This is a genomic window from Duganella vulcania (assembly GCF_009857655.1).
Classification (GTDB): Bacteria; Pseudomonadota; Gammaproteobacteria; order Burkholderiales; family Burkholderiaceae_D; genus Rugamonas; species Rugamonas vulcania.
In genome coordinates this window covers 1-24174 of record NZ_WWCX01000043.1, presented here as the reverse complement: position 1 = coordinate 24174, position 24174 = coordinate 1, and the positions used below count along the sequence as shown (strand labels likewise).

Genomic DNA, 24174 nt, shown 5'->3' with positions numbered 1-24174 from the left:
GTGCAGAATAGCTGCTTTCTTGGCAATGACGGAGGGTGGGCATGGCATGTACCATCAGCAGGCGTTCGATCGGAATGAACCCGCTGCGCAGTGCGCGCGACTGGGCCATCGTGGCCGGGATCATCGCCAGCCTGTTCGTGGAGGTGCAATTGCTGGAATGGTGGCAGCCGTCCGGGGTCTGGCCTTCCGTGTTGATCGGTGGCTTGATCGGCATGTCGCCGTCGCTGTTCTCTTCATTGCCGGTGCGTGGCACGGTGAAGGCCACGGGCAGCATCGCCTTTCTTGGCCGCGTCGATCAGGCGGGCTTCGTGCTTGCCGGTGAAGGCCCGGAAGGGCGCATCTACAAGTCCAAAGGCCCGCGCTGGCTAAGCTGGGACTCCAACCGCATCGTCATCGGCGCCATCGACGGCGACGAGATCCCCGTCACCGTACCGCTGCACTTCTACATCTCGCTAAAGCGCCGGCAACTGTAAAATGGCCGCCGGCCGCCTCGCAAGTTTACAATCAAGACCTATCCTCGGCGTCCAATGCCGCCAGTAGTCTTGCCATGGCGTCGTCCGAGACTTCTGACGGCGTCCCTTCAACGAACCTGGCCTTGCGCGCCATATAGTCTAGAAAACGAGCCTGATTGATGATCGCGGCGCCCTGGGTTCGGGTGCCGGTTCCCATCAAAGTGGTTGCCCAGCCGCGAACCCGGTCGAGGTTTGCGCCTTGCGTAATTGGCGCCATCAGCGCGCGTCCCTGTTTGTTGGACTCGGCGTTGGACAGTACCAAAGCCGGCCGCATGCCATGGATTTCCGTACCGATCGTGGGATCCATCGATATGAGATAAATATCGCCCTGGCGGGGGCTGCGGCGCTTCATCGCTCGGAGCCTGCCGGCGGCATGTTTTCCCATGCCTGAAGATCGTCCGGCATAGGCGCTTTAGGATCGCACTGGGCATTGAGCTCGGCGGCGGTCAGACGGCTGCGCTTCGCCTTGATGAGCAAGCCATCTGGAGTCGCCTGCAGCGATACTGTCTGGCCTACCGCGAAACCCATGTGCCGCAAAATGGATGGCGGCAGGGCCAGTCCGATGGAATTGCCCTGACGTCGTATGGTGGCTTCTGCATCCATGATTCCTCCAACAAAGGTCATACTCTGTAAGACTAGGCCGCAGCGAAGCAACCGTCAAACATAGTATTACCTTGTTTGTGGAGGATCAAGCAGGCTCGTTACTTGCGCAGGCCGAACGGATCGTCGATGCTGTGGGCCGGTTCGGTGAACCATTTCGGACCGCTTTCCGTCATGTAGAAATGGTCTTCGTGGCGCACACCGAATTCGCCGGGGATGCAGATCATCGGCTCGTTCGAGAAGCACATGCCTACGTCCAGCGGCGTCTTGTCGCCACCGACCAGGTAAGGCCACTCGTGGATATCCAGGCCGATGCCGTGGCCGGTGCGGTGCGGCAGGCCTGGCAGCTTGTAGCCGGGACCAAAGCCGTCGGCCTCCAGCGAACGGCGCGCCGCCATGTCCACCTGCTCGCACGGCACGCCCAGCTGCGCCGCGTTGAAGGCCGCCAGCTGCGCCGCCTTCTCGCTGTTCCACACCGAGCGCTGACGCTCGCTGATCTCGCCGTACACGTAGGTGCGCGTGATGTCGGAAATGTAGTTGTGCAGTTTGCAGCCAGTGTCGATCAGCACAGTGTCGCCCCGTTGCAACGTTTGCACATAGCTCACACCATGCGGATACGCGGTGGCCTCGCCGAACAGCACGATCACGAAGTACGAACCGGACGCGCCGACCTTGCGGTGCGCGCGGTTGATGAACTCTTCCACTTCGACGGTGGTGATCCCTTCACGCAGTATGCTGGCAGTGGCCACATGCACGGCCAGCGTCATGTCCTTGGCGCGCTGCATCAGCGCGATTTCGTTGGCGGACTTGCGGGTGCGGCAGTGCGCCGTGACCTGGCGCGCGTTCTCCAGCGCGTAGCCATCGGCCAATGGACGGATGCCGTCGTAGATGAAGAAGGCTGCGCTTTCGCAGATGCCGATGCGCGGAGCGGTGCCGCCGGCGGCGGCCGGCGCGATGCCCATGCGCTTGAGCGTATCGATGAACAGCTGGTACGGGCTCTCATGTTCATCCCACGTATTGACGTTACCCTCGACCCGCATGAAGTCCTTCAGCGTGCTCTCTTCGAAAGCGGGGGCGATGTACTCCACCGCGCCGCTGGCCGGCAGGATGGCGCCGACCATGCGCTCGCTGGCGCTCCACTTGGTGCCGGTGAAGTAGGTCATGTTGGAGCCGGCGTTGACGTAGATCGCCGCGATGCCCTGGTCGCGCATGTAAGCCTGCGCGCGCGCCAGACGCTGGAGGTGTTCGTCCTTGCCGATGGGGATGGCGCCCCCGGTCATGTCGGACAGCGAGGCCAGTGCCTCTTCCATGGTTTTTCCGCCAATAGTCATTTTTATATCCCTGGTGTGATTTTCGTGGCCGCGCGGATCTTGGTCTGCGCCAGCCGAGGATCATAGCAGTTTTGCACGCGCCGCCAAGTCATGGGCAGGTAATAGTCGGATGCTAGTGTGCCGAATTCCGCATCCACCTTCAGGACTCATTTATCATGTCGTTCGTCTCCCATTTCCGCCCACGCCAATTGCTGATCCCTACCGCCATTGCCATCATGCTGACCGCCGTTGCCTGCGGCGGCGACCAGCCCGCGGACGTCGTCGTGCCGCCGCTGCCGGCCGGCCGCTGGATCGCCGGCGACCTGCACACCCACACCACGCAGTCGCCCGACACGGACGTGAGCCAGACGCTGGACAAGGTGCTGGGCAAGGCCTTCACCAGCTATGGCCTGGACTGGATGGCGATCAGCAACCACCTGCGCCTGTCGTCGCGTGACGAGAAGGGCGCGTCGCTGCCGGCGGGGATTCCGCTGTCGACCGGCGTGGAACGCTACGAGATCCCGCACGTGCAGGCCTTGCAGGCGGCTGGCACCTACGCCGACAAGTTGATCTTCTCCGGCTTCGAATGGGACATGCCGACCCATGACCACATCGGCATCGGCCTGTTCGAGGGCAGCGACAAGCTGGCCTCCAGCACCAAGGGCATGAAGGAATTCGAATACCTGTTCACCACCCGCGACCCGGCGCTGTTCGACGCCGCCGATGTCGCCGCGTGGAAGAGCAAATACGGAACCACCCGCTACAACGCCAGCGCCGACGACGCGCTCAAGGCCATCAGCTGGTTGAAGGACAACTACCCGGACACCAGCTACGCCGTGGTCAACCACCCGTCGCGCAACAAGGGCAGCTACACCGTCGACGACTTCCGCCGCTTCAACGACATCGCGCCGAACATCGTGTTCGCCATCGAAGGCATGATCGGCAACCAGATGGAGCAGGACCGCGGTGGCTACACGGCCGCCTACACGCCGGAGAACGCGCCATTGCGCGCCTACGGCGGCGTCGACTACGTCGTCGCCAAGGTCGGCGGCGTGTGGGATGCGCTGCTCGGCGAAGGCCGCCGCATCTGGAACCTGACCGACTCTGACACCCACTTCAAAATCGTCGGCGGCAACAGCAGCGGCTACTTCCCCGGCGAGTACGCGAAGAACTACGTCTTCAACAGCGCCCAGGGCAAGCCGGCCGCGAAGGACCTGCTGCAAGGCCTGCGCTCGGGAAAAATGTTCTCGGTCTACGGGGACTTGATCAACGCGCTGGACTTCAACCTGGCCAGCAAGGATGACCGCAAGGAGATGGGCGGCGAATTGAAGGTCGCCAGCGGCGACAAGGTGACGATCACCATCCGCTTCAAGTCGCCGGCGAAGAACAACTACGAGAAGCCGGTCGACAGCGGCACGGCGGCCAACGTCAAGCCGGTGGTCGACCACGTCGACCTGATCGCCGGCGACGTCAACGCCAAGGCCACGCCGGGCAGCGCCGCCTACAGCGTGGCCACCAACGCCAGCACGCGCGTGGTGAAGCGCTTCACCAGCGCGGACTGGAAGGTCGATGCGGACGGCTACTTCAGCATCAGCTACGAAACCACCGCCAGCAAGAACCAGTACTACCGCCTGCGCGGCACCAACCTGGGCACCGACGTCGCCGGCCTGACCCAGGACGGCGAACCGCTGGCGGACCAGCGCACCGGCACCACCGACAACACGGCGCGCTTCAACGACATCAACGATCGTAACTACCGCAGCCTGTGGTTCTATTCGAACCCGGTGTTCGTCAGCCTGCGTTGATTACTTCGCCAGCAGGCTGACTTTGTCGAGCACAAAGGAGGTCTGCTTGCCATTGTCCTCGCGCATGGCGAACGACAGCGTCACCGTGCGGCCCTTGAAGGCCGACAGGTCGTAGCTGCGGATCTGGTAGCCGTCGGCGGCGTCCAGGTTGGACCAGGTGGCCAGCGTGCGCAGCACCGCACCGCTGCTGCTCTTCACGGTGACGGTCAGCCGGTCGTAGATCTTGTGGACGGTTTCGTCGGTGTCGATATGCAGCGCGAAGGTCAGCATCGCCGACGCGGCGTTCGACGGTATCGTCACCGATTGGGTCAGCGTTTCGACCGCATAGAAGCCGTTACCGCCCATCCAGGCGTAGCGCGTGCCTTCGTAGGCCTGCTGGCCGGAGAAGGTGCCGATGACGCCGGTGCTGCCATGCCAGCCGGTGGCGCCGTCTTCAAAGCCGCCATTGGTCACCAGCTCGTTGCCGCCGCCGGCGGTCACCGTCAATGTCGCCTTGGACGAGGTGGCGCTCTTCGGCGGCGATGAGGCATCGCTGACGACCGCGTTGAACATCGCGCCGTTGTCGGACAGCTGCGCGGTCAGCGAGTAGGTGGCCGACGTGGCGCCGGCTATCGGCGCGTCGTTGCGCATCCACTTGTAGGAGTAGGGCGGCGTGCCGCCGCTGGCGCCCACGCTGAACGACGCGGTGGCGCCCGGCGCCACGGCCACGCTGGCCGGCTGCGTTGTGATCGTGACGTCGCCCCCGCCGGTGGAGCCGGATTCGTCGACATCCGCGCCGACGTTGATCGCCGCGTAGGCGCGCTGCACCGCGATGGCTTCCTTCGAGCCGGCGCCGTACAGTTCCTGCGCCGACGCCAGTACCTTGGAGCGCGCGTCGGCGTAGTTGGTCGTCGAGGTGAACTTGGTGGTCAGCGATTTGAACCAGATCCGGTAGGCCTTGTCATTGCCGATGCCGGTCATCGCGGCCGGGCTCTTGACCAGGTATTTCGAGTAGTAGTCGGATGCCGGGTCGGCATTGGAACCCTGCGACAGGAAGTAGTACATGCGGTTATTCGGCCCGCTCGAATAGTGCACGTCCAGGTATTTCAAGGTGCTGCTCCACGCATCCGGGCTGCTGCCATCCTTGCTTGGTTTGTACATCCAGCGCAGCGGCTGGCCGGACTTGCTGATCTCTTTCCCCATCATCCAGTCGTTGCCGGTGGCCGGAATCACCGCGCCGGTGCCGCCGTTTCGGGCGTAGGCCTCGATCATTTCGCCGCCGATGTCGGAGTTCGATTCGTTCAAGCCGCCGGACTCGCCGGAGTACACCAGGTCCGCCGTCGACGCGGTGACGCCGTGCGACATCTCGTGCCCGATCACGTCGATGGAGCCCAGGCTGTAGAAGCTGGAGCCGTCGCCGATGTACATGCACTTGCAGCTGTCGTCGTAGAAGGCGTTGTCGTAGGACGTGTCGACATGTGCGGCGATGTAGGTGGCGGTGTTGTTCCCGTCCAGCGAATGCCAGCCCAGTGTGTTCTTCAAGCCGTCGTAGGTGTTCATCAGGCCCCATAGCGCGTTGACCGCGGCGGTCTGGCCGTTGGCGTTGGTGGTGCTGCCGCCGCTGTAGTTCTGGCCATCGCCCCAGACGTTGGTGCCGTTGACGTAGATGGTGCCGGGGTCGGGGCTGCTGGCCGGGCTGTGGTTGGCATTGGTGATCGCCATGCCGCCGAATTTGCCGCCGGTGCCGCGCGTGTTGTCCAGCATCTGGTAGGTGCTGCCTGACTGCGAAGTCTGGATCGGCACCTGGCCGTTGTACTGGCTGTTGCCGGTGCCGACGACCGTCTTCAGCGCATGCCACTGCGCGATGATGGCGCCGGTCCTGGCGTTGACGATGGTGTCGAAGTAGACCGGCTTGCCGTCTTCGGCCAGGCGCAGCTTGACGTAGTAGGCCAGCTCGTAGCGGTCCACCACCTCCTCCACGTCCAGCGCATTGAGTTCGGCGTCGGCCTTGCCGGCGGCCGAGGGCATGCGCACCGTTTTCATGACCGGGTAGATCGTCAGCTCGGCACTGGGAGGCCAGCGGTTGGTGGCGCGCGGCGCGACCGACTTGGCCGCCACGGCGATGGCGTCTGCGGCGCTCAGCGCCGGCACCGTGTCGCTGAGCGAGGAAGGCGCCAGGCCCGCGGCCAGCTGGCCGCGCCGGTCGGCGGTCGAGACGCTGACGATATTGCCCGCCGCGTCGGTGACCACCACCGATTCCGAGCCGAATACCGGCAAGCCTTTGTAGGTGTGCCGGGTGCGGACGATCTTCTGTCCGGCCGCGCCGGGATGGACGCTGCTGATGCGGAAGCTCAGCTCCGGCGCTACCCCGCGCGCGGACTCCATGGCGGTCAGCTTCGCCACCAGGCCGGAGCTGTCCTGCGGCGTGAGCGTGTTGACCGGTGGGGCCATCAGTTGGTCTGCCGCGAGCGTCGCGGTGGCGGCCAGCAGCGACGTCGCGGCGGCGACGGCGGTGGTGACGGTAAGCAGGCGTGTACGCAGGATCATCTCATCCTCCCAATTTCAACCGTTCCAGCTGGCATCGAATGATGTCGCCGATTCCGCGTGGCGGATGAATCACGCTAGATCGCGGACGGGAGGGACGTTCTGTCCAAGATCAATAACTTCGCAACCAGTCAGTGTTTGGCATCCGCGTTCTGCGGCACGGTGAACAGGTCGTGCGGGTAGGTGAACAGCCAGTCGGCGTAGCGCGGCTTTTTCGCCAGGCCGGCGTCGTCGTCGTCAAAGTTATCCTGCTTGATGGGGCGCTGGGCGGAGGTGGAGCGGATGCCGACGATGCGGCCCTGCTGCAGCACCAGCGCCCAATCGGGCTTGCCGGTGATCGGATCGTTGTACAGGCGGCGCAGGTGGCGCTTGGCGCTGGGGAAGCGCGGGTCCTTCAGCAGCTCCTCCAGCGTCAGCGGATACTGGCCGGCGCCGTTGGCTTTATTGTAGCCCTCCAGCGCGTGGCGGAATTCGTGGCCGATGAACAGCAGCTCGCGCTCCTTGTCGCGACGCATGGCGGTCGTGTACAGGTCTGCGGCGATGGTCAGGCCGACGCCCATGAAGGCCACCAGCATCAGCGTCCACAGATAGGCGAAGCCGCGCTGGCGCTTAGAGCTGTTCGTATGGCGTGCCATCGCGGGTCTTTCCTTTGGCGCCGCTGCGGATGTCGGCCACGCCGGGTTTTTCGGCGTCGGCGGACGGCAGCAGCAGCCAGGTGGTGGCCGATTCCGTCACCGGATCCAGCGGAACCTTGCGGAAGTAGCGCTGCGTGACGAGGTCCGCCAGCGCCGCCGGGTACTCGCCTTTGTCGGCGTAGTATTTGTCGATGCCGCTGCGGAGCACCTGCAGGTTCTCCCGCAGCGCCACTTCCTTCGATTTGTCGACCGAGCTGAAATAGCGCGGCAGCGCGATGGTGAGCAGCAGCGAGATGATCGCCAACACCACCAGCAGCTCGACCAGCGTGAATCCCTTGTTGCGCTTCATGGCGTCACCATTGTTTGAGGGGGATGCCGTTCAGGCCCATGACGGCGGAGCGGGAGCTGACGTCGAACACGTCCTCGCCGTCGGTGGGATTGTCCGGCGGCGAGGCGTAGGAGCGCACGGCCCAGCCACCGCTGGTTGCGCTGCTGGCGAAGCCGTTGGCGTTGCCGTCGGCCGGCGCGAACGGGTCGCGCGGTATGCGGCGCAGGAAGTACATATTCTGCTTGCGCGGGCTGCGCTGGTCCGGCACGCCGGCGACCAGGTCTTCCAGCTTTTTCGGATAGCCGGAATCGCCCATCGCCAGTTTGATGCGGCCGTTGTCGGCGGCGCGCTTGTAGGCGTCGATGGCTTCGCGGATCTCGATCAGGGCGGCGCGCAGCTGGTGTTCCTTTTCGCGTTGTAGCGCCACCTGCGCCATCGGCGCGGCCACCATCGCCAGCGTGGCGAGGATGGACAGCGTTATCATCAATTCGATGAAGGTGAAGCCGCGTTGGGCGTTGCGCTGCATGGCTACTGGCCTTTCTTCGGCGGCGTGTAGGGGAGGGGATTGACCGGTTGCGGTTTGGATGGCGGCGCGGACGTGGCGTCGCCGCCGGCCGCTCCGGCGCCGCCGGTCATCCCGGAGCCGCCGGTCATGGCCGAGCCGCCGGGCGCCAATGCCGGCGCGGCGTCACGCGGCGTGGGCGCCATGTCGGCCGCCGTGTCGGGGACGGCCGCCAGCGTGGTGCCCATCTGGCTGCGGCCGCCGATATCGGTTTCGGTGCCGGAGTTGAACTCGGCCGCCGACAATTCCGGCCGGCGGATGGAGCGCAGCACGCGCGGCGTGATCGACAGCACGATCTCGCTGCGGGTGGAATCGTCCTTCTGTGTGCCGAATAAACGGCTCAGCACCGGCAGCTCGCCCACGCCGGGCACCTTGTTGGCGGTCGTGCGGTCCTCGTCGCTGATCAGGCCCGCCAGCACCTGCGTCTCGCCATCCTTCAGGCGCAGCACCGTGGCCGCGCTGCGGGTGCCGATCTGGTAGGCCTGCGTGCCGGATTTGCTGACGATCTCCTTGACCACGCTGCTGACCTCCAGGTTGATCTTGATCGCCACCTCGTCGTCCAGGTAGACGTTGGGCTCCACGTCCAGCTTGAGGCCCACGTCCACGTAGTTCACGCTGTCCGAGCTGACGCCGTTGTTGGTGGTGACGGTGATTACCGGCACGCGGTCGCCGATCAGCACCTTGGCCTTGTCCTTGTTGCGCACGCGGATGCGGGGGTTGGCCAGGATATTGCTGTCGGTGTCGTTCTTGTTGGCGTTGATGGACACGGTGCCGAAGCCAAGGCCGATGGTGCTGCCGCTGATCTTGTGCAGGTCGCCCACGTTCAGCGAACCGTATTGGCCGCTGCCCAGCAGGGTCAGGCCGACCGTGTCGGGCCAGCGCACGCCCAGCTCCTGGATGCGCGAGCGCTTCACTTCCAGCACCTCCACCTCCAGCATCACTTCGGGGTCGGCCACGTCCTGCACGGCGATGATGCGTTCGGCCATGCGTATCATCTCCGGCGTGTCGCGCATGATGATGGTGCCGATGCGTTCATCGGTGACGATGTCGCGCGCCTTCAGCAGCGTCTTGAGCGAGAAGGCCACTGTCTTCACGTCGGAGTTCGCGAGGAAGAAGCTGCGCACCAGCAGCTGCTGGTAGTCCTTCTGCTTCTGTGGGTTGTTGGGGTAGATGGTGATCGAGCGGTCGCCGGTGATGCTTTGCTCCAGCTGGTTGGCGCTCAACAGCATGCCGATGGCTTCCTCGATGCTGGTGTCGCGTACCGAGATGGTGGCGCGCAGGTTGGGATCGACATCGCGGTCGAACACGAAGTTCAGGCCCGATACCTTGCTGATGAAATCGAACACGGCGCGCAGTGGCGCGTCGCGGAACTCCAGCGTGACCGGCTTGCGGTAGGCCATCGCCAGCCGCCCGCTGGCGGGGCGCAGGCGGGTCTGGGCGTCGTTGATCTGGGTCTTGAGCCGCAGCAGGTCGCGCTGGTTCGGGCGTTCCACCAGCAGGGGGCGCAGCAGCTCCTGCGCCTGCGCCAGGTTGGCGTCGCCGCCGCGTTGCAGCAGCGCTTCCGCTTCACCCATCGTTTGCTGGTGGCGCTGGTCCTGCGCCAGCATGGCCTTGCCTTGCCGCGCCACCAGGTTGGCCGGGTCGATGGCCAGCGCCTGTTCGTACAGCGCGCCGGCTTCGGCGGCCTGGCCTTTCAGGCGCAGCGTGTCGGCGCGGCTGTTCATGGCGTTGACCAGCTTGAGCTTGCGGTTCAGCAGGACGATGCGGTATTCGGCGTTGTGCGGATCATCACGCGAGGCCTGTTCCAGCTTGGCGAGGCCCTGGTCGACCTGGCCGGCGTCCAGCAGGGCGTTGCCTTCCTTGAAGGTCTGGCTGCCGGCGCAGGCGCTCAGCAGCAGTGTGACAGCCAGCAGGTGCAGGCGGTGGGCGGTTGGTTTCAATTGGTGTCCCCTACGACTAAGGTTTGTTTCTGGTTGAGCGGCAGGTAGACGAAGTTCATCGTGTTGCCGCTGACGCTGTCGAGCAGGTAGCTGTCGTTGACTTTTTCGCCGGGATGGGCGACCACGTTCTGGCCGTCGACTTGCAGGAAGTAGGCGGTCTTGCCTTCGTCGGTGAAGCGGCCCATGAACTGGAAGGGCAGGGCGGGCGGGCCGGCTGGTGCGCTGGCTTGCTGCGCGGCTTGCTGTGCCTGCGCCTGGTCCATCATGATTTTCTTCGGTGTCTCCGGCGCCCAGCTTTGCTTGGCGAAGACGTTGCCCATCTCGTCGTCGGCGACGCGCGGGTGGATTTGCAGGTCGATGCCGTCCGCACCAGGGACTGTGGCGGCTGCGGTATCGGCTGGCGGGGTGGCTGGCGCCACCTGCGCTGGCGCGGCGGATGCCGGCGCGGCTTCGCGCGTGGTGGCGGCCGCCGGGCCGACCACGCCGCCGTCCTGGTCGGGCGCGAACCATGCGGCCAGCAGGGTGGCGACGGCGGCTGCGCCGATCACGATCTTTCTCATCGCCGCGCCTCCTGTCGTACCAGCAGCACGAACTGGATGCGGGTGTCGACATCGCCGGACTCGATCTGTTCGCGCTTGAAGGCGACCGAGTCGAGCGTCAGCGTCGGCAGCGCTTGCAGTGCGCCGATAAGGAAGGCCTGCACGCTCGCGTAATCCGCCTTGACCGGCAGCGTGATGCGGTAGCGCAGGAAGCCGGCCTTGGCGTCCATCTCGGGCTTGTATTCCGCCTTGTTGAGCGCTATGCCGCTTTGCTGCGCCATCTTTACCAATTCCTTGAGCTGGTCGGGGATCGCATCATGCGCGGGCAGGTAGGCGTAGAACGCGGCCACGCCGCCGGCGGCTGTTGGCGCGGGTGTGTGCGGCGCGGCTGCTGCGCGGGCGGCGGCGTTGAGCTGCCGCGTTAGCGTGGCTTGGCGCTGGTCGAGCTGCGTGGCGTGCCATTGCGCCAGCACGGCCAGCAGCGCGCAGGCGATGCCGGCCACCGCGCCGGGACCGGCCTGGCGCAGCAGGCGGCGTGCTTGCCACGCCAGCCTTGGCGCGAGATTGGGCGCGAGCTTCAGCTTGGGCTGCGCGCCGGACTTTATTGCCGCCATTGGGCCTCCAGCTGGAAGTGATAGGGACGTTCGCCGGCGCCGGCCGCCATCTCGTGCTTGATCAGGTACACGGAGCGGAACATCGGCTGCTGGTTGAGGAAGGCCAGGTAGTTGATCATGTCTTGCGCGGTTTCCGCTTCGGCGGTGATCTTCAGCGCGCCGGATGGAGTGGCGGTGTCGGCGCCATCCTGCGGCGGTTGGCCGTTCAGGTCGAGCGCCAGCAGGGCCACGCGCACATCGGCCGGCGCGACAACGGCCTTGATCAGCCGCGTGACCGGCAGGTTAAGTTGACGCACTGCTTCGGCTACCGCCTTGACCTGCAGATCCAGCTCGTGCTGCTGCGCTGGCGCCAGTGCGGGGCGCGTGAGGTGCTTCGGCTGCGCGGCGGCCGTTTGCGCGTCCAGCCGCGCCGTGAGCCGGTTGACCGTTTGCAGTTGCGAGATCCAGTTGCCGGCGGCGGGCAGCAGCATCAGCACGCCCACGGCCAGCAGGGCCAGGCGCCAGCCGGTCGGACGGACGGCGCTCGGTACGAAGTTCAGGCGCGTCATGCCGCCACCTCCGGCGTGGTGCTGGATGGTGGCGCTGCCGGCGCGGCGACGGTGGCGTGCTTGCCGAAGGGATTGACGATCAGATGGAAGCGCGTAGGCAGCGCGGCCGGCACAAGGTGCAGTGCGGCGGCGGATTGCGGCAGCGTGCTCAGGTCCGTGACGGCGACCCGCTCGATGGCGGCCAGTTCGGGCGCGCGCAGCGTCCAACGTTGCCAGGCTTGCGGCAGTTCGAGCCGCCACGCCTCGCTGGCGGGCTGCGACTGGATGCCGACGACGCGCCGGTCGCGCAGCGCCGCCATGGTGATGCGGCCTGGTTCGATCAACGCCAGTGCGCAGGTGGCAGCTGCCTCCTTGAGCGGCCGCTTCGGTGATGGGGACTCCATCGCGCGCAGGGCGGTGCCCAGCAGCGGTTCGATCACGCGGCAGGCGTGGCCGCATTCGGCGGCGACGTCCTTCAGCGCTTGCAGCAGCATGCTGTCGATGCCGCAGACCAGGCGCGGGTGGCCATAAGGCGCATCGTCGCCGGTCACGCTCCAGCCGCGTGCGTGGTCGCCGTACAGCGCCGCCAGCTGCGTTTGCAGGAAGCGGCTGGCCGATGGTTCCGACAGTAGCGCGTCGCTCCACGGCGCCAACACCAGCTGGCTCCAGCGGCCCGACAGGCTGACCTCCAGCGGCAGCCTGGCCGCCGCGATGTCCGGCTGCTGCAACAGCGCACGCAACGCATCGACGGCGGTCTGCCAATGGCCGCCGGCGCCATCGACGGCGATCTGCCGCGCGCTGCCCTCCACCAGCCGCTGGCCGTGGCGGACCACGCACAACAGCTGCTGCGGCGACAGCAGCACGCGCAGGCGGCGCTGCGACAGCGGTGCCAGCGGGGCCAGTGGCACCAGTGCGGCAAAGCGTTCAATAAGTGACACGATTGAGCTCCAGTAAAGTCGTTTCCCCCTGCCGCACCAGATCCAGCCCGGCGCTGCGCGCCAGCCGGAAGCCCATGGTGGCGGCTTCCTCCTTCATGCGGCTCACCGGCGCGCGGGTGCAGATCATCTCGCGCATGGCGTCGTTCAATATCAGCACCTCGGCCACCGCCTTGCGGCCCTTGTAGCCGGTACCGCGGCAATGGCCGCAGCCGCTGCCGGCCTTGAAGCGCCACTCGCGCACCTCGCCGGCGGTGAGGCCGCTGTCGGCCAGGTCCTGCGGATCCGGCGCCACGTCCACCGCGCAGTGCTCGCAGTTCAGGCGCAGCAGCCGCTGGGCGACGATGCCGTTCAGCGCCGCCGCGAAGCTGTACGGGTCCACGCCCATGTGCAGGAAGCGGCCCACCACGTCGAACACGTTGTTGGCGTGGACCGTGGTGAACACCAGGTGGCCCGTCAGCGAGGCCTGCACCGCGATCTGCGCGGTTTCGTCGTCGCGGATTTCGCCGATCATGATCTTGTCCGGATCGTGGCGCAGGATGGAGCGCAGCCCGCGCGCGAAGGTCAGGCCCTTCTTCTCGTTGACGGGAATCTGCAGCACGCGCGGCAGCCGGTATTCCACCGGGTCCTCGATGGTGACGATCTTGTCGCTGCCCGTGTTGATCTCGGTGATGGCGGCGTACAGCGTGGTGGTCTTGCCCGAGCCGGTCGGCCCGGTCACCAGCAGCATGCCGTGCGGCTTGGCGGCCAGGCGGCGGATCTGGGCGATGGCGTCGTCGTTCAGGCCCAGGCTCTCGAGCCGCAGCGCGGCGGCGGCCTCGGTCAGCGCGCGCCGGTCCAGCAGGCGCAGCACCGCGTCCTCGCCAAAGATGTTGGGCATGATGGAGACGCGGAAGTCGATCTCGCTGCCCTTGACGCGCACCTTGAAGCGGCCGTCCTGCGGCACGCGCCGCTCGGCGATGTCCAGCTCCGCCAGCACCTTGATGCGGGAGATGATCTGCTCGGCCATCTGCAGGCCCTGCACCGTGCCGGCCTGCACCAGCACCCCGTCCATGCGGTACTTGATCACCAGGCTGGCGGCGTCGCATTCCAGGTGGATGTCGCTGGCCTGGAACTTCAGCGCGTCGTAGATGGTGGAGTTGACCAGCTTGACCACAGGGCTGCTGTCTTCGCTGATGCGTATCAGCGAGATGTCCTCGATGGTCTGGTCCAGGCCCGCCGTCTCGCCATGGCTGCCGTCCTCCATCATGTCCTGCATGGCCTGCTGCACGCTCTCCTGCTGCACCAGGTAGGCGGCCAGATCGTCGGGATGGGCCAGCGCCACCGTGTAGGCGCAGCCGATGGCGTAGCCGGCCCACTGCAGCGTGTCCTCGGCGAAGGGATTGCCGATCACCAGCACCGGCGCCGCGCCGGCGGCGACGGCCTCGCCCCCCTCGCGCAGCAGCACGCAGTCGCGCTGCGCGCAGTCGGTGTAGGACAGCAGGTCGAACGCCGGCAGCGCCGCCTGCAGCCTGCTCATCGGCCAGGCCGGGTAGCAGAACAGCGCGGCCAATTGGCGCGTGAGCTCTTCCGGCGTCAGGCCGCAGGCTTCCTGCAGCAGCGCCATGGCCGGCCGGCCCTGCGCCAGCGCGGCGGCGCGCGCGCCGTGCAGCATCTCGGGGCTGAGGACAGCCGGTTCGCGTGCGTTCATGACAGACTCCCGGCCAACTCGAAGATCGGCATATACATCAAGACGACCACGCCGCCGATCACCACGCCGATCACCGTCATCAGCACAGGCTCCAGCAGGCGCGAGGCCCAGTCCACCCAACGCGCGAATTCCTCGTCGTGGAACTTGGCCGAGCGTTCCAGCATGTCGCCCAGGCGGCCGGTGTTCTCGCCGACCTTGAGCAGCGACTGCGCCACCGGCGTGGCCAGCGCGTTCTGTTCCAGCGCGGTGGAAAACGGCAGCCCCTGTTCCACCGCGCGGCGCGTCTGGACCAGCTGCACCTGCTGGGCCGGCAGCAGCATGGCGTTGGTCATCGCCAGCGCCTTCGATAAAGGTATGCCGGCGTGCAGCAGCAGCGACAGCGCGCGGTAGAAGCGCGCCAGGCGGAACTCGGCGGCCTTGGCCGACAGCACCGGCAGGCGCAGGATGGCCAGCACCAGCCGCCCGCGCAGCGCCGCGTTGCCCAGGCCGAGCACCACGCCCAGCAACACGCCGGCCAGCGCGCCGGCGCACAGCCACGGATGCGCGGCCAGCGCCTGGCCGAACGACAGCAGCATGCGCGAGGCCCACGGGATCTCGCGCCCCGAGCCTTCGTACACCACGCTGAACTTGGGCACCACATACCCCATCAGGAACAGCGTGACCAGCGTGCCCACCACCAGCAGCATGGCCGGGTAGATGGCGGCCGAGACCAGCTTCTTGCGGATGGCGTCGAACTGCAGCTGGTAGCCGACGAAGCGCGCCAGCGCCTCCGGCAGGTTGCCCGAGCGCTCGGCCGCGTGCACGGTGGCGACATACAGTTCGGGGAAGACGGCCGGGAAATCGGCCAGCGTGTCGGAGAAGCTTTTCCCCTGCTGCAGCGAGCGCTGGATCGCGGCCAGCGTGGCGCGCGCGCCGCTGCGGGTTTCCTTGTTGAGCAAGGTGGCGGTGGCCTCGCCCAGGTTCAGGCCTGCCTCCAGCAGGGCCAATAGCTCCTGGCTGAATTGCAGCAGCGGGAAGGCCTGCTGGCCCGGGCGCGCGGACGCACGCGCCCCCGCACCCATGGATTCGGTACTGCCGATGGCCAGCACGCGCCAGCCGTTGCGCGCCGCCTGGCGGATCGCCTCCGCCTCGCTGGCGGCGTCGATCGCTATGGTTTGCGGGCCTGACGGTCCGCCCTGCACTTGGAGATGAAACTGCATCGCTTGCTCAGCCAGGAAAAAAACGAGGCGGCGATGGACTGCCGCCCCGGCAAAAAAACAGCCCCGTCGGGTCAGGCGGGGACTGTCTTACCACATTTACTGGGTGATCAGGCTGACCTTGTCCACCACGAACGACGTTTGCAGCGACGAGTCCTCGTTCATCGCGAACGACAGCGTGACGGTCTGGCCTTTGTACGCGAGCATGTTGAAGGTGCGGACCTGATAGCCGGTCGCCGCGTTCACGTTCGAGTACGTGGCCAGGGTGCCCAGCACCGAGCCGGCGCTGTTCTTCACGGTCACCACCAGCTTGTCGTAGGCGGTGCTGCCCGTTTCAGCGGTGTCGATGTGCAGCGCGAAGGTCAGCGTGGCCGCGGTGGCGGTCGACGGGATCGTCACGGCCTGGGTGATGGTCTCCGAGGCGGTGGTGCCGTTCCCGCCCAGCCAGGCGAACTTGCTGCCCTCGTAGGCGGTCTGGCCGCTGTAGTTGCCGATCACGCCGGTGGTGCCGCTCCAGCCGGTGATGCCGGACTCGAAGCCGCCGTTGGTCACGCGCTCGGTGGTGCCGCCGGTGCTGCCGACGGTCAGCGTGGCGTTGCCCGACGTGGCGGTCTTGACCGGCGACGACGAGTCGCTGACCACGGCGTTGAACACCGCGCCGTTGTCGGTGGCCTGCGCCGTCAGCGAGTAGGTGGCCGAGGTGGCGCCGCTGATGACGGCGCCGTTGCGGTACCACTTGTAGGTGTACGGCGAGGTGCCGCCGCTGGCGCCCACGCTGAACGAGGCGGTGGCGCCGGCTGCCACGCTCACGTTCGACGGCTGGGTGGTGATCGACACGCCGCCGGTGGCGCCGGTTTCGTCGATGTCGGCGCCGACGTTGATCGCCGCGTAGGCGCGCTGCACCGCGATCGCTTCCTTCGACCCCGCGCCATACAGCTCGGTGGCGGCGGCCAGCACCTTGTTGCGGGCGTCGGCGTAGTTGGTCGACGAGGTGAACTTGGTGGTGTTGGCCTTGAACCAGATGCGGAACGCCTTGTCGTTGCCGATGCCGGTCATCGCGGCCGGGCTCTTGACCAGGTATTTCGAGTAGTAGTCGCTGGTCGAGCTGGCGTTCGAGCCCTGCGACAGGAAGTAGAACATGCGGTTGTTCGGGCCGCTGGAGTAGTGCACGTTGAGGCTGCCGATCGAGCTGCTCCAGGCGTCCGGGCTGCTGCCGTCCTTGCTTGGCTTGTACATCCAGCGCAGCGGCTGGCCGGATTTGCTGATCTCCTTGCCCATCATCCAGTCGTTGCCGGAGGCCGGGATCACGGTGCCGGTGCCGCCGTTGCGCGCGTAGGCTTCCACCATCTCGCCGCCGATGTCCGAGTTCGACTCGTTCAAGCCGCCCGATTCGCCCGAGTAGGTCAGGTTGGAGGTGGCGTCGGTGACGCCGTGCGACATCTCGTGGCCGATCACGTCGATCGAGCCGAGGCTGTAGAAGCTGGAGCCGTCGCCGATGTACATGCACTTGCAGCTCGGGTCGAAGAAGGCGTTGTCGTACTGTGTGTCGACGTGGGCGGCGATGTAGGTGGCGGTGTTGTTACCGTCCAGAGACTGCCAGCCCAGCACGTTCTTCAGCGCGTCGTAGGTGTTCATCAGGCCCCACAGCGCGTTGACCGCGGCGGTCTGGCCGTTGGCGTTGGTGGTGCTGCCGCCGTTGATGTATTGCTGGCCGTCGCCCCAGGTGTTGCTGGTGTTGGTGTAGATGCTGCCGGCGTTCGGGCTGTCGGCCGAACTGTGGTTGGCGTTGGTGATCGCCATGCCGCCGTAGGTGCCGCCGGTGCCCCGCGTGGAGTCGAGCATCTTGTAGGTGCTGCCCGACAGCGAGGTCTGGATCGGCACCTGGCCGTTGTACTGGCTGTTGCCGGTGCCGACCACGGTCTGCAGCGCCTTCCACTGGGCGATCACGGCGCCGGTCTTGGCGTTGACCATGGTGTCGAAGTAGACCAAGCGGCCCTTGTCGGCCATGCGGGTCTTGACGTAGTAGGCCAGCTCGTAGTGGTCGACCACTTCCTCCAGGTCCATGGCGTTGAGCGCCGACTCGGCCTTGTTCACGGCCGAGGCCACGCGCACCGATTTCATCACCGGATAGATCAGCAGTTCGGCGCTGGGTTGCCAGCGGTGGGTGCCGCTCGGCGCGACCGCCTTGACCACCAGCGCGATGGCGTCGTTGGCGCCCAGCGTCGGCGTCCAGTCGGCCGGGGCGACCGTGCTCGAGCGGCCGTGCGACGCGGCGGCCGGCGCGTCCAGCGCGGCGCGGCGGTCCGCCACCGACTCGCTGATGATGTCGCCGGCGCTGTTGGTGACGATCACCGATTCCGAACCGAACACGCGCAGGCCCTTGTACGTGTGGTCGGCGCGGGTGATCTTCTCGCCCACCACGCCCGGGTGCTGGCTGGCGATGCGGAAGCTGTGGTCGGCGGACAGGCCGCGCTGGCTGTCGAGCGCGGTCATCCTGGCCACCAGCCCGGCGCTCTCTTGTGGAGAGGACTGGGCCACCGGCGCGGACATGAGCTGTGCCGCCGCTTGGGCTGCGTTGGACGCCATCATCGGCAATGCGGCGACGACGGATGCAGCGAGTAGGGTCATACGTAAATTCATCTCTTCTCCATGGGGTCTGATTGTTTTCGCTAGGTGCGGCCTTGGCCGGGATGGTGGCCAACTCGGCGTTCCCGGCGCCGCGGCGGCGGTTGGCCGCGCGGCGTTTTGGTGCGGCTAAAACGGCGAGTAGGGGCGACACTATTCCTGTCGCGCTCACGAAGTCAAAAAACTTGGAAAATTAGTCGCGGAAGAAAAAAATGTCTGAAATGAGACACTGGCGCGGAGGACGGTGTGGCTGGCATACCAGAAGTTGACGGCAGGATTGCGCACGATAGGAGCGTTTTGTCTTATATCAACAACGAACTAGGCACAGGGCTCTATTTTCGGTGGCTACGCAACACTATGCCCAATTTTTCAGCAAATCGTGGTTGCAGAATTCTAATATTGCGAATTAAACTAATTGACGCCAGCGCGAATTATGGTTCGTGACTGGCATATAAAAAGCGCAGGGCACGACCCTTGGTAACAAGCGCAACGGGAACCACAGGAAGAAAATAATGACCGCACACCCAACGCACAATGTCAGTTCCGCCCGCGCACTGCGCGCCGCCCACACCACGGCGCCGCCACCGCTCTAGCATCGTCCTCCATTTGTCACCGCTTGCCGCATCCTGACTGCCGCCGCGCCTCCATCCGGGGCGCCGGCAGCGGTTTGCGTCGCCGCGCGGGCGCCGACCACGGCGCGGCGCGCGGCGCAGCGCCTGCTGTTAGTTGAGTTTTTGTCCGCCGGCGCGCGGACAGGGGGAGCTTGTATGCTGTCGATTGCTACCAAAGTTGAACGCATCGTCATGGATTCGTCGTTTCTCACCGAAGGGTTGCGGCGCAATCTGATCAATCTGTCGGAGTTGGCGCGCCAGCTGCAGCCGCAGCTCGAGAGCGACATGTGGAAGCCGGTCGGCCAGGCGGCCGTGGTGATGGCGCTGCGCCGCGTGGCCGAGCGCCTGCCCGAGGCCAGCAACCAGCCGCTGGCGCTGGCGCAGAAGACCGGCGAGCTGACCACCCGCACCGAGCTGACCGAGTACACCTACCGCTATTCGGACAGCACCAATGAATGCCACCGGCGGCTGCTGTCGAAGGCCGAGCCGATGCGCGGCGCCTTCGTCACGGTCACGCGCGGGGTGAACGAGGTGATGGTCATCAGCAGCCGCGTGCTGACCACGATGGTGGAGGAGGTGTTCGCCGGCGAGCGGCTATTGGCGCGCCAGGACAACCTGAACGCGGTGACCTTGCACCTGAATCCGGACACCAGCCGCACGCCCGGCATCTATCACGCCATCCTCAAGCAGCTGGCGTGGGACAAGATCAACCTGGTCAACATGATCTGCACCTACACCGAGCTGACCATCCTGCTGGAGCAGAACCAGACCGGCGCGGCGTTCTCTGTACTGTCGAAGATCGTGACGCAGTAGGCGGCCTGGCCGCTCAGGCCATCCAGAAGAACACTGCGGTCATGCGCTTGTCGCCGTGGTCGCAGCCGAAGTAGCCGCTGGCCGAGTGCACCAGGTTGGCGCGGTACAGCAGCATGCGGTTGAAGCGGTTGTCGATGCGCTGCTCCTCGTGCCAGGCCTGCGGTGGCAGGCTGGTCACGCCGAGCGCCTCGCGCAGGTTGGCGTGCGGCGGGCTGCAGTAGTTGCCGCCCAGCGTGCCGTCCGGGTAACGCAGGCGGTAGAACGAGGTGCCGGCCGCCGGCAGCGGATCGGGCGACAGGTAGATCACGGCGGCGTAGCGGCACAGCTTGAGCGAATCGGTGTGCGGGCGCGGGCCCGACTCGATGCCGCCCACCAGCTGCACGTAGTTGTGGTTGAGGGTGCTGCCCTGCGGCGTGGCTTCCTGCCACAGCTTCTTCGCGCCGGTGACCTTTTTGACCCAGGCTTCCACCCGCGCCAGTTCGTCCGGCAGCAGCGCGCCCTTGCTGCGCATGCCTGGCCACGGTTCCGGGCGGTGCGGCGCGCCCAGCTCCCAGTCCTCGCGCGCGAAGCAGCGTTGGGCCACCTCCTGCGCGTTCGGCAGGATGTCGTCGATGACCCAGTAGTCGCGCCCCGCTTGCGGTTTGCGGTAGGTGAGCGTCGGGCGCGCCATGGCCTTTATTTGGCCAGCTGTTCGCGCACGCGCGCGATGGCCTTGCGCACCTGGTTCGGCGCGGTGCCGCCCACGTGGTCGCGCGCGGCCACCGAGCCTTCCAAGGTCAGCACGGCGAACACGTCGTCGTCGATCAGCGTGGAGTAGACGCGCAGCTGGTCCAGCGACATTTCCGACAGGTCGATCTTCAGGTCGTCGCAGGCGCGCACCGCGTGGGCCACGGCTTCGTGGGCGTCGCGGAACGGCAGGCCTTTCTTGACCAGGTAGTCGGCCAGGTCGGTCGCGGTGGCGTAGCCCTGCAGCGCGGCGGCGCGCATCGCTTCCGGCTTGACGCTGATGCCGCCGGCCATGTCGGCGAAGATGCGCAGCGTGTCGACCACGGTGTCGACGGTGTCGAACAGCGGTTCCTTGTCTTCCTGGTTGTCCTTGTTGTAGGCCAGCGGCTGGCCTTTCATCAGGGTCAACAGGCCCATCAGGTGGCCGTACACGCGGCCGGTCTTGCCGCGCGCCAGTTCCGGCACGTCCGGGTTTTTCTTTTGCGGCATGATCGACGAGCCGGTGCAGAAGCGGTCGGCGATGTCGATGAAGCCCACGCGTGGGCTCATCCAGATCACCAGCTCTTCCGACATGCGCGACACGTGGGTCATGATCAGCGAGGCGGCGGCGGTGAACTCGATGGCGAAGTCGCGGTCCGAGACGGCGTCCAGCGAGTTGTGGCAGACGTCGTCGAAGCCCAGCGTCTGCGCCACGCGCACGCGGTCGATCGGGAAGGTGGTGCCGGCCAGCGCGGCCGCGCCCAGCGGCAGGCGGTTGACGCGCTTGCGGCAGTCGGCCATGCGCTCGGCGTCGCGGCCGAACATCTCGACGTAGGCCAGCATGTGGTGGCCGAAGGTGATCGGCTGCGCCACCTGCATGTGGGTGAAGCCGGGCATGATGGTGTCGGCGTTCTTCTCGGCCAGGTCGGTCAGCGCGCCGCGCAGCGCGGCCAGCAGCTCGAGCACGTCGTCGATGGCCGAGCGCACGTACAGGCGGATGTCGGTGGCCACCTGGTCGTTGCGCGAGCGGCCGGTGTGCAGGCGCTTGCCGGCGTCGCCCACCAGTTCGGTCAGGCGTTTTTCGATGTTCAGGTGGACGTCTTCCAGGTCCAGCAGCCATTCGAACTGGCCGGCTTCGATCTCGGCGGCGATTTGCGCCATGCCGCGCTCGATCTCGGCGCGGTCGGCGGCGCTGATGATGCCCTGCGCGGCCAGCATCTCTGCGTGGGCCAGCGAGCCCTGGATGTCGGCCTTGGCCAGGCGCTTGTCGAAGAAGACCGAAGCGGTGTAGCGTTTGACCAGGTCCGAGACGGGTTCGTTAAAACGGGCCGACCAGGCTTCGCTTTTTTTGGAAAGTTGTGCTGTCATAGTGGGGCAGGCGTGTGCGGTGATTGATGTCAGCAGCGATTATAAACCGCCAGCTGCTCAAAAATATGTCAACATTACCATTTTGCCCACCGAAATCATGACGACTCTGCACATCAGCACCAACAAAGCGGACCTGGACGTGCCGCTGATCCATCAATTCATCAGCGAGCAGTCGACGTGGGCGATCGGCATGCCGCTGGCGGTGCTGGAGCGGGCGATCGAGCATTCGCTGTGCTTTGGCGCCTACCTGGACGGGCGGCAGGTCGGCTTCGCGCGGGTGGTGACGGACCGCGCCACCTTCGCCAACCTGGTCGACGTGTTCGTGCTGCCGGAGGTGCGCGGGCGCGGCTACGGCAAGCAGCTGGTGGAGGCGGTGCTGGCGCATGCCGATTTGCAGAACCTGCGCCGCTTCACGCTGGCGACCGGCGACGCGCACGGGCTGTACGCGCAGTACGGCTTCACCGCGCCGTCCCGGCCGGCGACGCTGATGGAGCGCTACTTCCCGAATATCTACAGCAACTAAAAACAGTGGGGTCAAGTCTGACATTCGGACACGAGCTCTTCCGTAGCGGCCGCTACGGAAGAGCTCGTGTCCGAATGTCAGACTTGACCCCAAATTGCTTTATTGCCAGTTCATCAGGCAGGGCGGGACCAGCAGGGCCAGCGCCAGCACGGCGTAGATCAGTTGCAGCGGCACCATCCACTTGGCCCAGGTGATCCAGGGGATGCGCGCCAGCGCCAGGACGCCGACCGTGATGCCCGATGTCGGGATCATCGGCGTGGTGAATTCGCCGAACTGGAACGCCAGGATCGCGGTCTGCCGCGTGACGCCCACCAGGTCGGCCAGCGGCGCCATGATCGGCATCGTCAGCGCGGCCTGGCCGCTGCCGGAGTGGATGAAGAAGTTGATCACGGTCTGGATGCCGAACATCTTCCACGCCGAGAAGATCGGGCTGGACGACTGCACCAGCGGCATCAGCGCATGTAGCATGGTGTCGATGATGTGGGCGTCGCGCGCCAATATCATCGTGCCGCGCGCCAGTGCGATCACCAGCGCCGTGCCCACCAAATCGCGCGCGCCCTGGATGAAGCCTTCGACGATCTGGTTCGAGTCGAGCCCGCCCACCAGGCCGATGACGATGCCCATCGTCAGGAACAGCGCGGCGATTTCGTGGATGTACCAGTCGTAGCCCACCACGCCGCCCACCATGACGATCAGCGAGCCGACGAAGATCGCCAGCACCAGCTTGTGCCGCCCCGTCATGCCGTGGAATTCGCCCAGGCCGTGCGGCTGCTCGCGGCGCTTGTCCTGGTCCAGCGCCCAGGTCGGGCTCAGTTCCGGCGTCTTCTTGACGCGCGCGGCGTACCACATCAGGAACACGATGGTGACGGCGGTGGCGATCACCCACACGATCACCCGGTAGGCCCAGCCGGAAAACACCGGCACCCCGGCGATGCCTTGCGCGATGCCGACGTTGAACGGATTGAGGAACGCGGCCGAGAAGCCGACCTGCGAGCCGAGGAAGGGGATCGAGACGCCGGTGATGGTGTCATACCCCAAGGCCAGCGCCAGCGGCACGAAAATCAGTATAAACGGTATGGCTTCCTCGTTCATGCCGAAGGTGGCGCCGCCGATCGAGAACATGGTGACGAACACCGGGATCAGCGCCCGCTGGATGAACACCGAGCTGTCGTGCGCGCGCGCCAGCGACTTGATCATCGAGTCGACCGCCTCGGTCTTTTGCAGCACGGCGAAGGCGCCGCCGACGATCAGCACGAAGCCGATGATCAGCGCGGCGTCGACAAAGCCGTTGATCGGCGCCTTCATCAGCGCCGTCAGCCCCTGCGGCGCGCTGGCGATGTAGTGGAAGCTGGCCGGGTCGATCAGCTGCTTGCCGTTGACCAGGTGGGTGTCGTACTTGCCGCCCGGGACCAGCCAGGTGGCGCCGGCGATCAGCGCCAGGATGATGAACAGCAGGACGAAGGTGTGCGGCAGCTTGAATTTTTTGGTGGTCATCTTATTGGCTCAGCAGGTCGCCGGCGCGGTAGGCCTGGGCGCCGGCGATTTTGCCGACGTTCATGCCACGGATCACGTGGCGGTGCGCGCTGCGCGCGAAGAACACGCCGGCCACGCCGGCGCGGATCACCGTGGTGTCGCCGCTGACCGGGTCGATCAGGTCGGCGATGGCGTCGCCCGGCGCCACCCGCGCGCCCAGCTCGCGCGTGTAGACCAGGATGCCGGCGTGCGGCGCGTACAGCGGTTCGACTCCTTCCAGCGGCGTGGCCGCGCACAGCGGCGCCGGCAGCACGGCCACGCCGCTGGAAGGAGTCGAACC

At 66.1% G+C, this 24174-nt stretch carries 22 protein-coding genes and 1 pseudogene; 4 read left to right on the top strand and 19 right to left on the bottom strand.

Translation table 11 applies throughout. The features are described 5' to 3' along the window. Positions 1-41 precede the first annotated feature (41 nt). On the top strand, positions 42-473 hold the full coding sequence (locus GTP90_RS20925) for a hypothetical protein (protein ID WP_161085353.1): 432 nt from the start codon (positions 42-44) through the stop codon (positions 471-473). Positions 474-504: 31 nt separating this feature from the next. Here the strand turns inward: GTP90_RS20925 and GTP90_RS20920 are convergent, their stop codons facing one another. The 3 genes from GTP90_RS20920 to GTP90_RS20910 form a co-directional block, all read right to left on the bottom strand. Next, entirely contained in the window at positions 505-864 is a 360-nt protein-coding gene (locus tag GTP90_RS20920) for a type II toxin-antitoxin system PemK/MazF family toxin (protein ID WP_161085352.1), read from the bottom strand. Further along, positions 861-1115, bottom strand: a complete 255-nt coding sequence (locus GTP90_RS20915; RefSeq protein ID WP_161085351.1) for an AbrB/MazE/SpoVT family DNA-binding domain-containing protein — start codon at positions 1113-1115, stop codon at positions 861-863. The genes GTP90_RS20920 and GTP90_RS20915 overlap by 4 nt, the downstream gene beginning before the upstream one ends. A gap of 98 nt (positions 1116-1213) precedes the next feature. After that, entirely contained in the window at positions 1214-2443 is a 1230-nt protein-coding gene (locus GTP90_RS20910; RefSeq protein ID WP_161085350.1) for a M24 family metallopeptidase, read from the bottom strand. Between the two features lie 155 nt (positions 2444-2598). Here GTP90_RS20910 and GTP90_RS20905 point away from each other — a divergent pair, with 155 nt between their 5' ends. Beyond that, positions 2599-4227 (top strand): CehA/McbA family metallohydrolase domain-containing protein, encoded by a 1629-nt coding sequence (locus GTP90_RS20905; RefSeq protein ID WP_161085349.1) that lies wholly within the window; start codon positions 2599-2601, stop codon positions 4225-4227. Here the strand turns inward: GTP90_RS20905 and GTP90_RS20900 are convergent, their stop codons facing one another. From GTP90_RS20900 to GTP90_RS20845, 12 genes are all read right to left on the bottom strand, one after another. Further along, positions 4228-6753 carry a M4 family metallopeptidase gene (locus tag GTP90_RS20900; protein WP_161085348.1) on the bottom strand — a complete coding sequence of 842 codons (2526 nt, stop codon included), beginning with the start codon at positions 6751-6753 and terminating at the stop codon, positions 4228-4230. Between the two features lie 128 nt (positions 6754-6881). Then, positions 6882-7385: a type II secretion system protein gene (locus GTP90_RS20895; protein WP_175048169.1), complete on the bottom strand. Its 504-nt coding sequence runs from the start codon at positions 7383-7385 to the stop codon at positions 6882-6884. Then, positions 7360-7734, bottom strand: coding sequence for a type II secretion system protein (locus GTP90_RS20890; RefSeq protein WP_161085347.1), 375 nt, complete (start codon positions 7732-7734; stop codon positions 7360-7362). The genes GTP90_RS20895 and GTP90_RS20890 overlap by 26 nt, the downstream gene beginning before the upstream one ends. A 4-nt stretch (positions 7735-7738) precedes the next feature. Then, complete coding sequence (locus GTP90_RS20885) at positions 7739-8239, bottom strand: type II secretion system protein (protein WP_161085346.1); 501 nt, start codon at positions 8237-8239, stop codon at positions 7739-7741. A gap of 2 nt (positions 8240-8241) precedes the next feature. Further along, on the bottom strand, positions 8242-10215 hold the full coding sequence (locus tag GTP90_RS20880; protein WP_161085345.1) for a secretin GspD/PilQ domain-containing protein: 1974 nt from the start codon (positions 10213-10215) through the stop codon (positions 8242-8244). Then, positions 10212-10775, bottom strand: coding sequence for a hypothetical protein (locus GTP90_RS20875; protein ID WP_175048168.1), 564 nt, complete (start codon positions 10773-10775; stop codon positions 10212-10214). Before GTP90_RS20875 ends, GTP90_RS20880 begins: the two co-directional genes overlap by 4 nt. Then, complete coding sequence (locus GTP90_RS20870) at positions 10772-11368, bottom strand: type 4a pilus biogenesis protein PilO (protein WP_161085344.1); 597 nt, start codon at positions 11366-11368, stop codon at positions 10772-10774. The genes GTP90_RS20875 and GTP90_RS20870 overlap by 4 nt, the downstream gene beginning before the upstream one ends. Continuing rightward, positions 11356-11916 (bottom strand): hypothetical protein, encoded by a 561-nt coding sequence (locus GTP90_RS20865; RefSeq protein WP_161085343.1) that lies wholly within the window; start codon positions 11914-11916, stop codon positions 11356-11358. The genes GTP90_RS20870 and GTP90_RS20865 overlap by 13 nt, the downstream gene beginning before the upstream one ends. After that, positions 11913-12833, bottom strand: coding sequence for a hypothetical protein (locus tag GTP90_RS20860; RefSeq protein WP_161085342.1), 921 nt, complete (start codon positions 12831-12833; stop codon positions 11913-11915). Before GTP90_RS20860 ends, GTP90_RS20865 begins: the two co-directional genes overlap by 4 nt. After that, a complete protein-coding gene (locus GTP90_RS20855) occupies positions 12820-14520 on the bottom strand; it encodes a GspE/PulE family protein (RefSeq protein WP_161085341.1) in 1701 nt (566 codons plus the stop codon). The genes GTP90_RS20860 and GTP90_RS20855 overlap by 14 nt, the downstream gene beginning before the upstream one ends. After that, positions 14517-15719 carry a type II secretion system F family protein gene (locus GTP90_RS20850; RefSeq protein WP_161085340.1) on the bottom strand — a complete coding sequence of 401 codons (1203 nt, stop codon included), beginning with the start codon at positions 15717-15719 and terminating at the stop codon, positions 14517-14519. The genes GTP90_RS20855 and GTP90_RS20850 overlap by 4 nt, the downstream gene beginning before the upstream one ends. A 96-nt stretch (positions 15720-15815) precedes the next feature. Continuing rightward, positions 15816-18356 (bottom strand): M4 family metallopeptidase, encoded by a 2541-nt coding sequence (locus tag GTP90_RS20845; RefSeq protein ID WP_161085339.1) that lies wholly within the window; start codon positions 18354-18356, stop codon positions 15816-15818. A 752-nt stretch (positions 18357-19108) separates the two neighbouring features. Between GTP90_RS20845 and GTP90_RS20840 the strand changes: the two genes are divergently transcribed. Further along, positions 19109-19765: a hypothetical protein gene (locus GTP90_RS20840; protein ID WP_161085338.1), complete on the top strand. Its 657-nt coding sequence runs from the start codon at positions 19109-19111 to the stop codon at positions 19763-19765. 13 nt (positions 19766-19778) lie between these two features. On the opposite strand, the gene GTP90_RS20835 is transcribed toward GTP90_RS20840, so the two are convergent. Together GTP90_RS20835 and argH are read right to left on the bottom strand one after the other, a co-directional pair. Next, a complete protein-coding gene (locus GTP90_RS20835; RefSeq protein ID WP_161085337.1) occupies positions 19779-20435 on the bottom strand; it encodes a DUF6445 family protein in 657 nt (218 codons plus the stop codon). A gap of 5 nt (positions 20436-20440) precedes the next feature. After that, positions 20441-21838, bottom strand: a complete 1398-nt coding sequence (argH, locus tag GTP90_RS20830; RefSeq protein ID WP_161085336.1) for an argininosuccinate lyase — start codon at positions 21836-21838, stop codon at positions 20441-20443. A 97-nt stretch (positions 21839-21935) separates the two neighbouring features. Here argH and GTP90_RS20825 point away from each other — a divergent pair, with 97 nt between their 5' ends. Next, positions 21936-22361, top strand: a complete 426-nt coding sequence (locus GTP90_RS20825) for a GNAT family N-acetyltransferase (RefSeq protein WP_161085335.1) — start codon at positions 21936-21938, stop codon at positions 22359-22361. A 99-nt stretch (positions 22362-22460) separates the two neighbouring features. Here GTP90_RS20825 and GTP90_RS20820 read toward each other — a convergent pair whose 3' ends face one another. Continuing rightward, the gene (locus GTP90_RS20820) at positions 22461-23855 is read right to left on the bottom strand and encodes a YfcC family protein (RefSeq protein WP_161085334.1); all 1395 of its coding nucleotides are present in this window, start codon (positions 23853-23855) and stop codon (positions 22461-22463) included. A gap of 1 nt (position 23856) precedes the next feature. Further along, positions 23857-24174 (bottom strand): annotated as a pseudogene (locus tag GTP90_RS20815) (deacylase); the annotation flags it as partial.

Excerpts from the sequence above, each read along its gene's own strand:
- GTP90_RS20885 (WP_161085346.1), bottom strand. The coding sequence starts at position 8,239 with ATGCAGCGCAACGCCCAACGCGGCTTCACCTTCATCGAATTGATGATA.
- GTP90_RS20920 (WP_161085352.1), bottom strand. The coding sequence starts at position 864 with ATGAAGCGCCGCAGCCCCCGCCAGGGCGATATTTATCTCATATCGATG.
- GTP90_RS20900 (WP_161085348.1), bottom strand. The coding sequence starts at position 6,753 with ATGATCCTGCGTACACGCCTGCTTACCGTCACCACCGCCGTCGCCGCC.
- GTP90_RS20845 (WP_161085339.1), bottom strand. The coding sequence starts at position 18,356 with ATGAATTTACGTATGACCCTACTCGCTGCATCCGTCGTCGCCGCATTG.
- GTP90_RS20835 (WP_161085337.1), bottom strand. The coding sequence starts at position 20,435 with ATGGCGCGCCCGACGCTCACCTACCGCAAACCGCAAGCGGGGCGCGAC.
- GTP90_RS20890 (WP_161085347.1), bottom strand. The coding sequence starts at position 7,734 with ATGAAGCGCAACAAGGGATTCACGCTGGTCGAGCTGCTGGTGGTGTTG.
- GTP90_RS20875 (WP_175048168.1), bottom strand. The coding sequence starts at position 10,775 with ATGAGAAAGATCGTGATCGGCGCAGCCGCCGTCGCCACCCTGCTGGCC.
- GTP90_RS20905 (WP_161085349.1), top strand. The coding sequence starts at position 2,599 with ATGTCGTTCGTCTCCCATTTCCGCCCACGCCAATTGCTGATCCCTACC.
- GTP90_RS20895 (WP_175048169.1), bottom strand. The coding sequence starts at position 7,385 with ATGGCACGCCATACGAACAGCTCTAAGCGCCAGCGCGGCTTCGCCTAT.
- GTP90_RS20870 (WP_161085344.1), bottom strand. The coding sequence starts at position 11,368 with ATGGCGGCAATAAAGTCCGGCGCGCAGCCCAAGCTGAAGCTCGCGCCC.
- GTP90_RS20820 (WP_161085334.1), bottom strand. The coding sequence starts at position 23,855 with ATGACCACCAAAAAATTCAAGCTGCCGCACACCTTCGTCCTGCTGTTC.
- GTP90_RS20925 (WP_161085353.1), top strand. The coding sequence starts at position 42 with ATGGCATGTACCATCAGCAGGCGTTCGATCGGAATGAACCCGCTGCGC.
- GTP90_RS20865 (WP_161085343.1), bottom strand. The coding sequence starts at position 11,916 with ATGACGCGCCTGAACTTCGTACCGAGCGCCGTCCGTCCGACCGGCTGG.
- GTP90_RS20850 (WP_161085340.1), bottom strand. The coding sequence starts at position 15,719 with ATGCAGTTTCATCTCCAAGTGCAGGGCGGACCGTCAGGCCCGCAAACC.
- GTP90_RS20840 (WP_161085338.1), top strand. The coding sequence starts at position 19,109 with ATGCTGTCGATTGCTACCAAAGTTGAACGCATCGTCATGGATTCGTCG.
- GTP90_RS20915 (WP_161085351.1), bottom strand. The coding sequence starts at position 1,115 with ATGGATGCAGAAGCCACCATACGACGTCAGGGCAATTCCATCGGACTG.
- argH (WP_161085336.1), bottom strand. The coding sequence starts at position 21,838 with ATGACAGCACAACTTTCCAAAAAAAGCGAAGCCTGGTCGGCCCGTTTT.
- GTP90_RS20855 (WP_161085341.1), bottom strand. The coding sequence starts at position 14,520 with ATGAACGCACGCGAACCGGCTGTCCTCAGCCCCGAGATGCTGCACGGC.
- GTP90_RS20910 (WP_161085350.1), bottom strand. The coding sequence starts at position 2,443 with ATGACTATTGGCGGAAAAACCATGGAAGAGGCACTGGCCTCGCTGTCC.
- GTP90_RS20825 (WP_161085335.1), top strand. The coding sequence starts at position 21,936 with ATGACGACTCTGCACATCAGCACCAACAAAGCGGACCTGGACGTGCCG.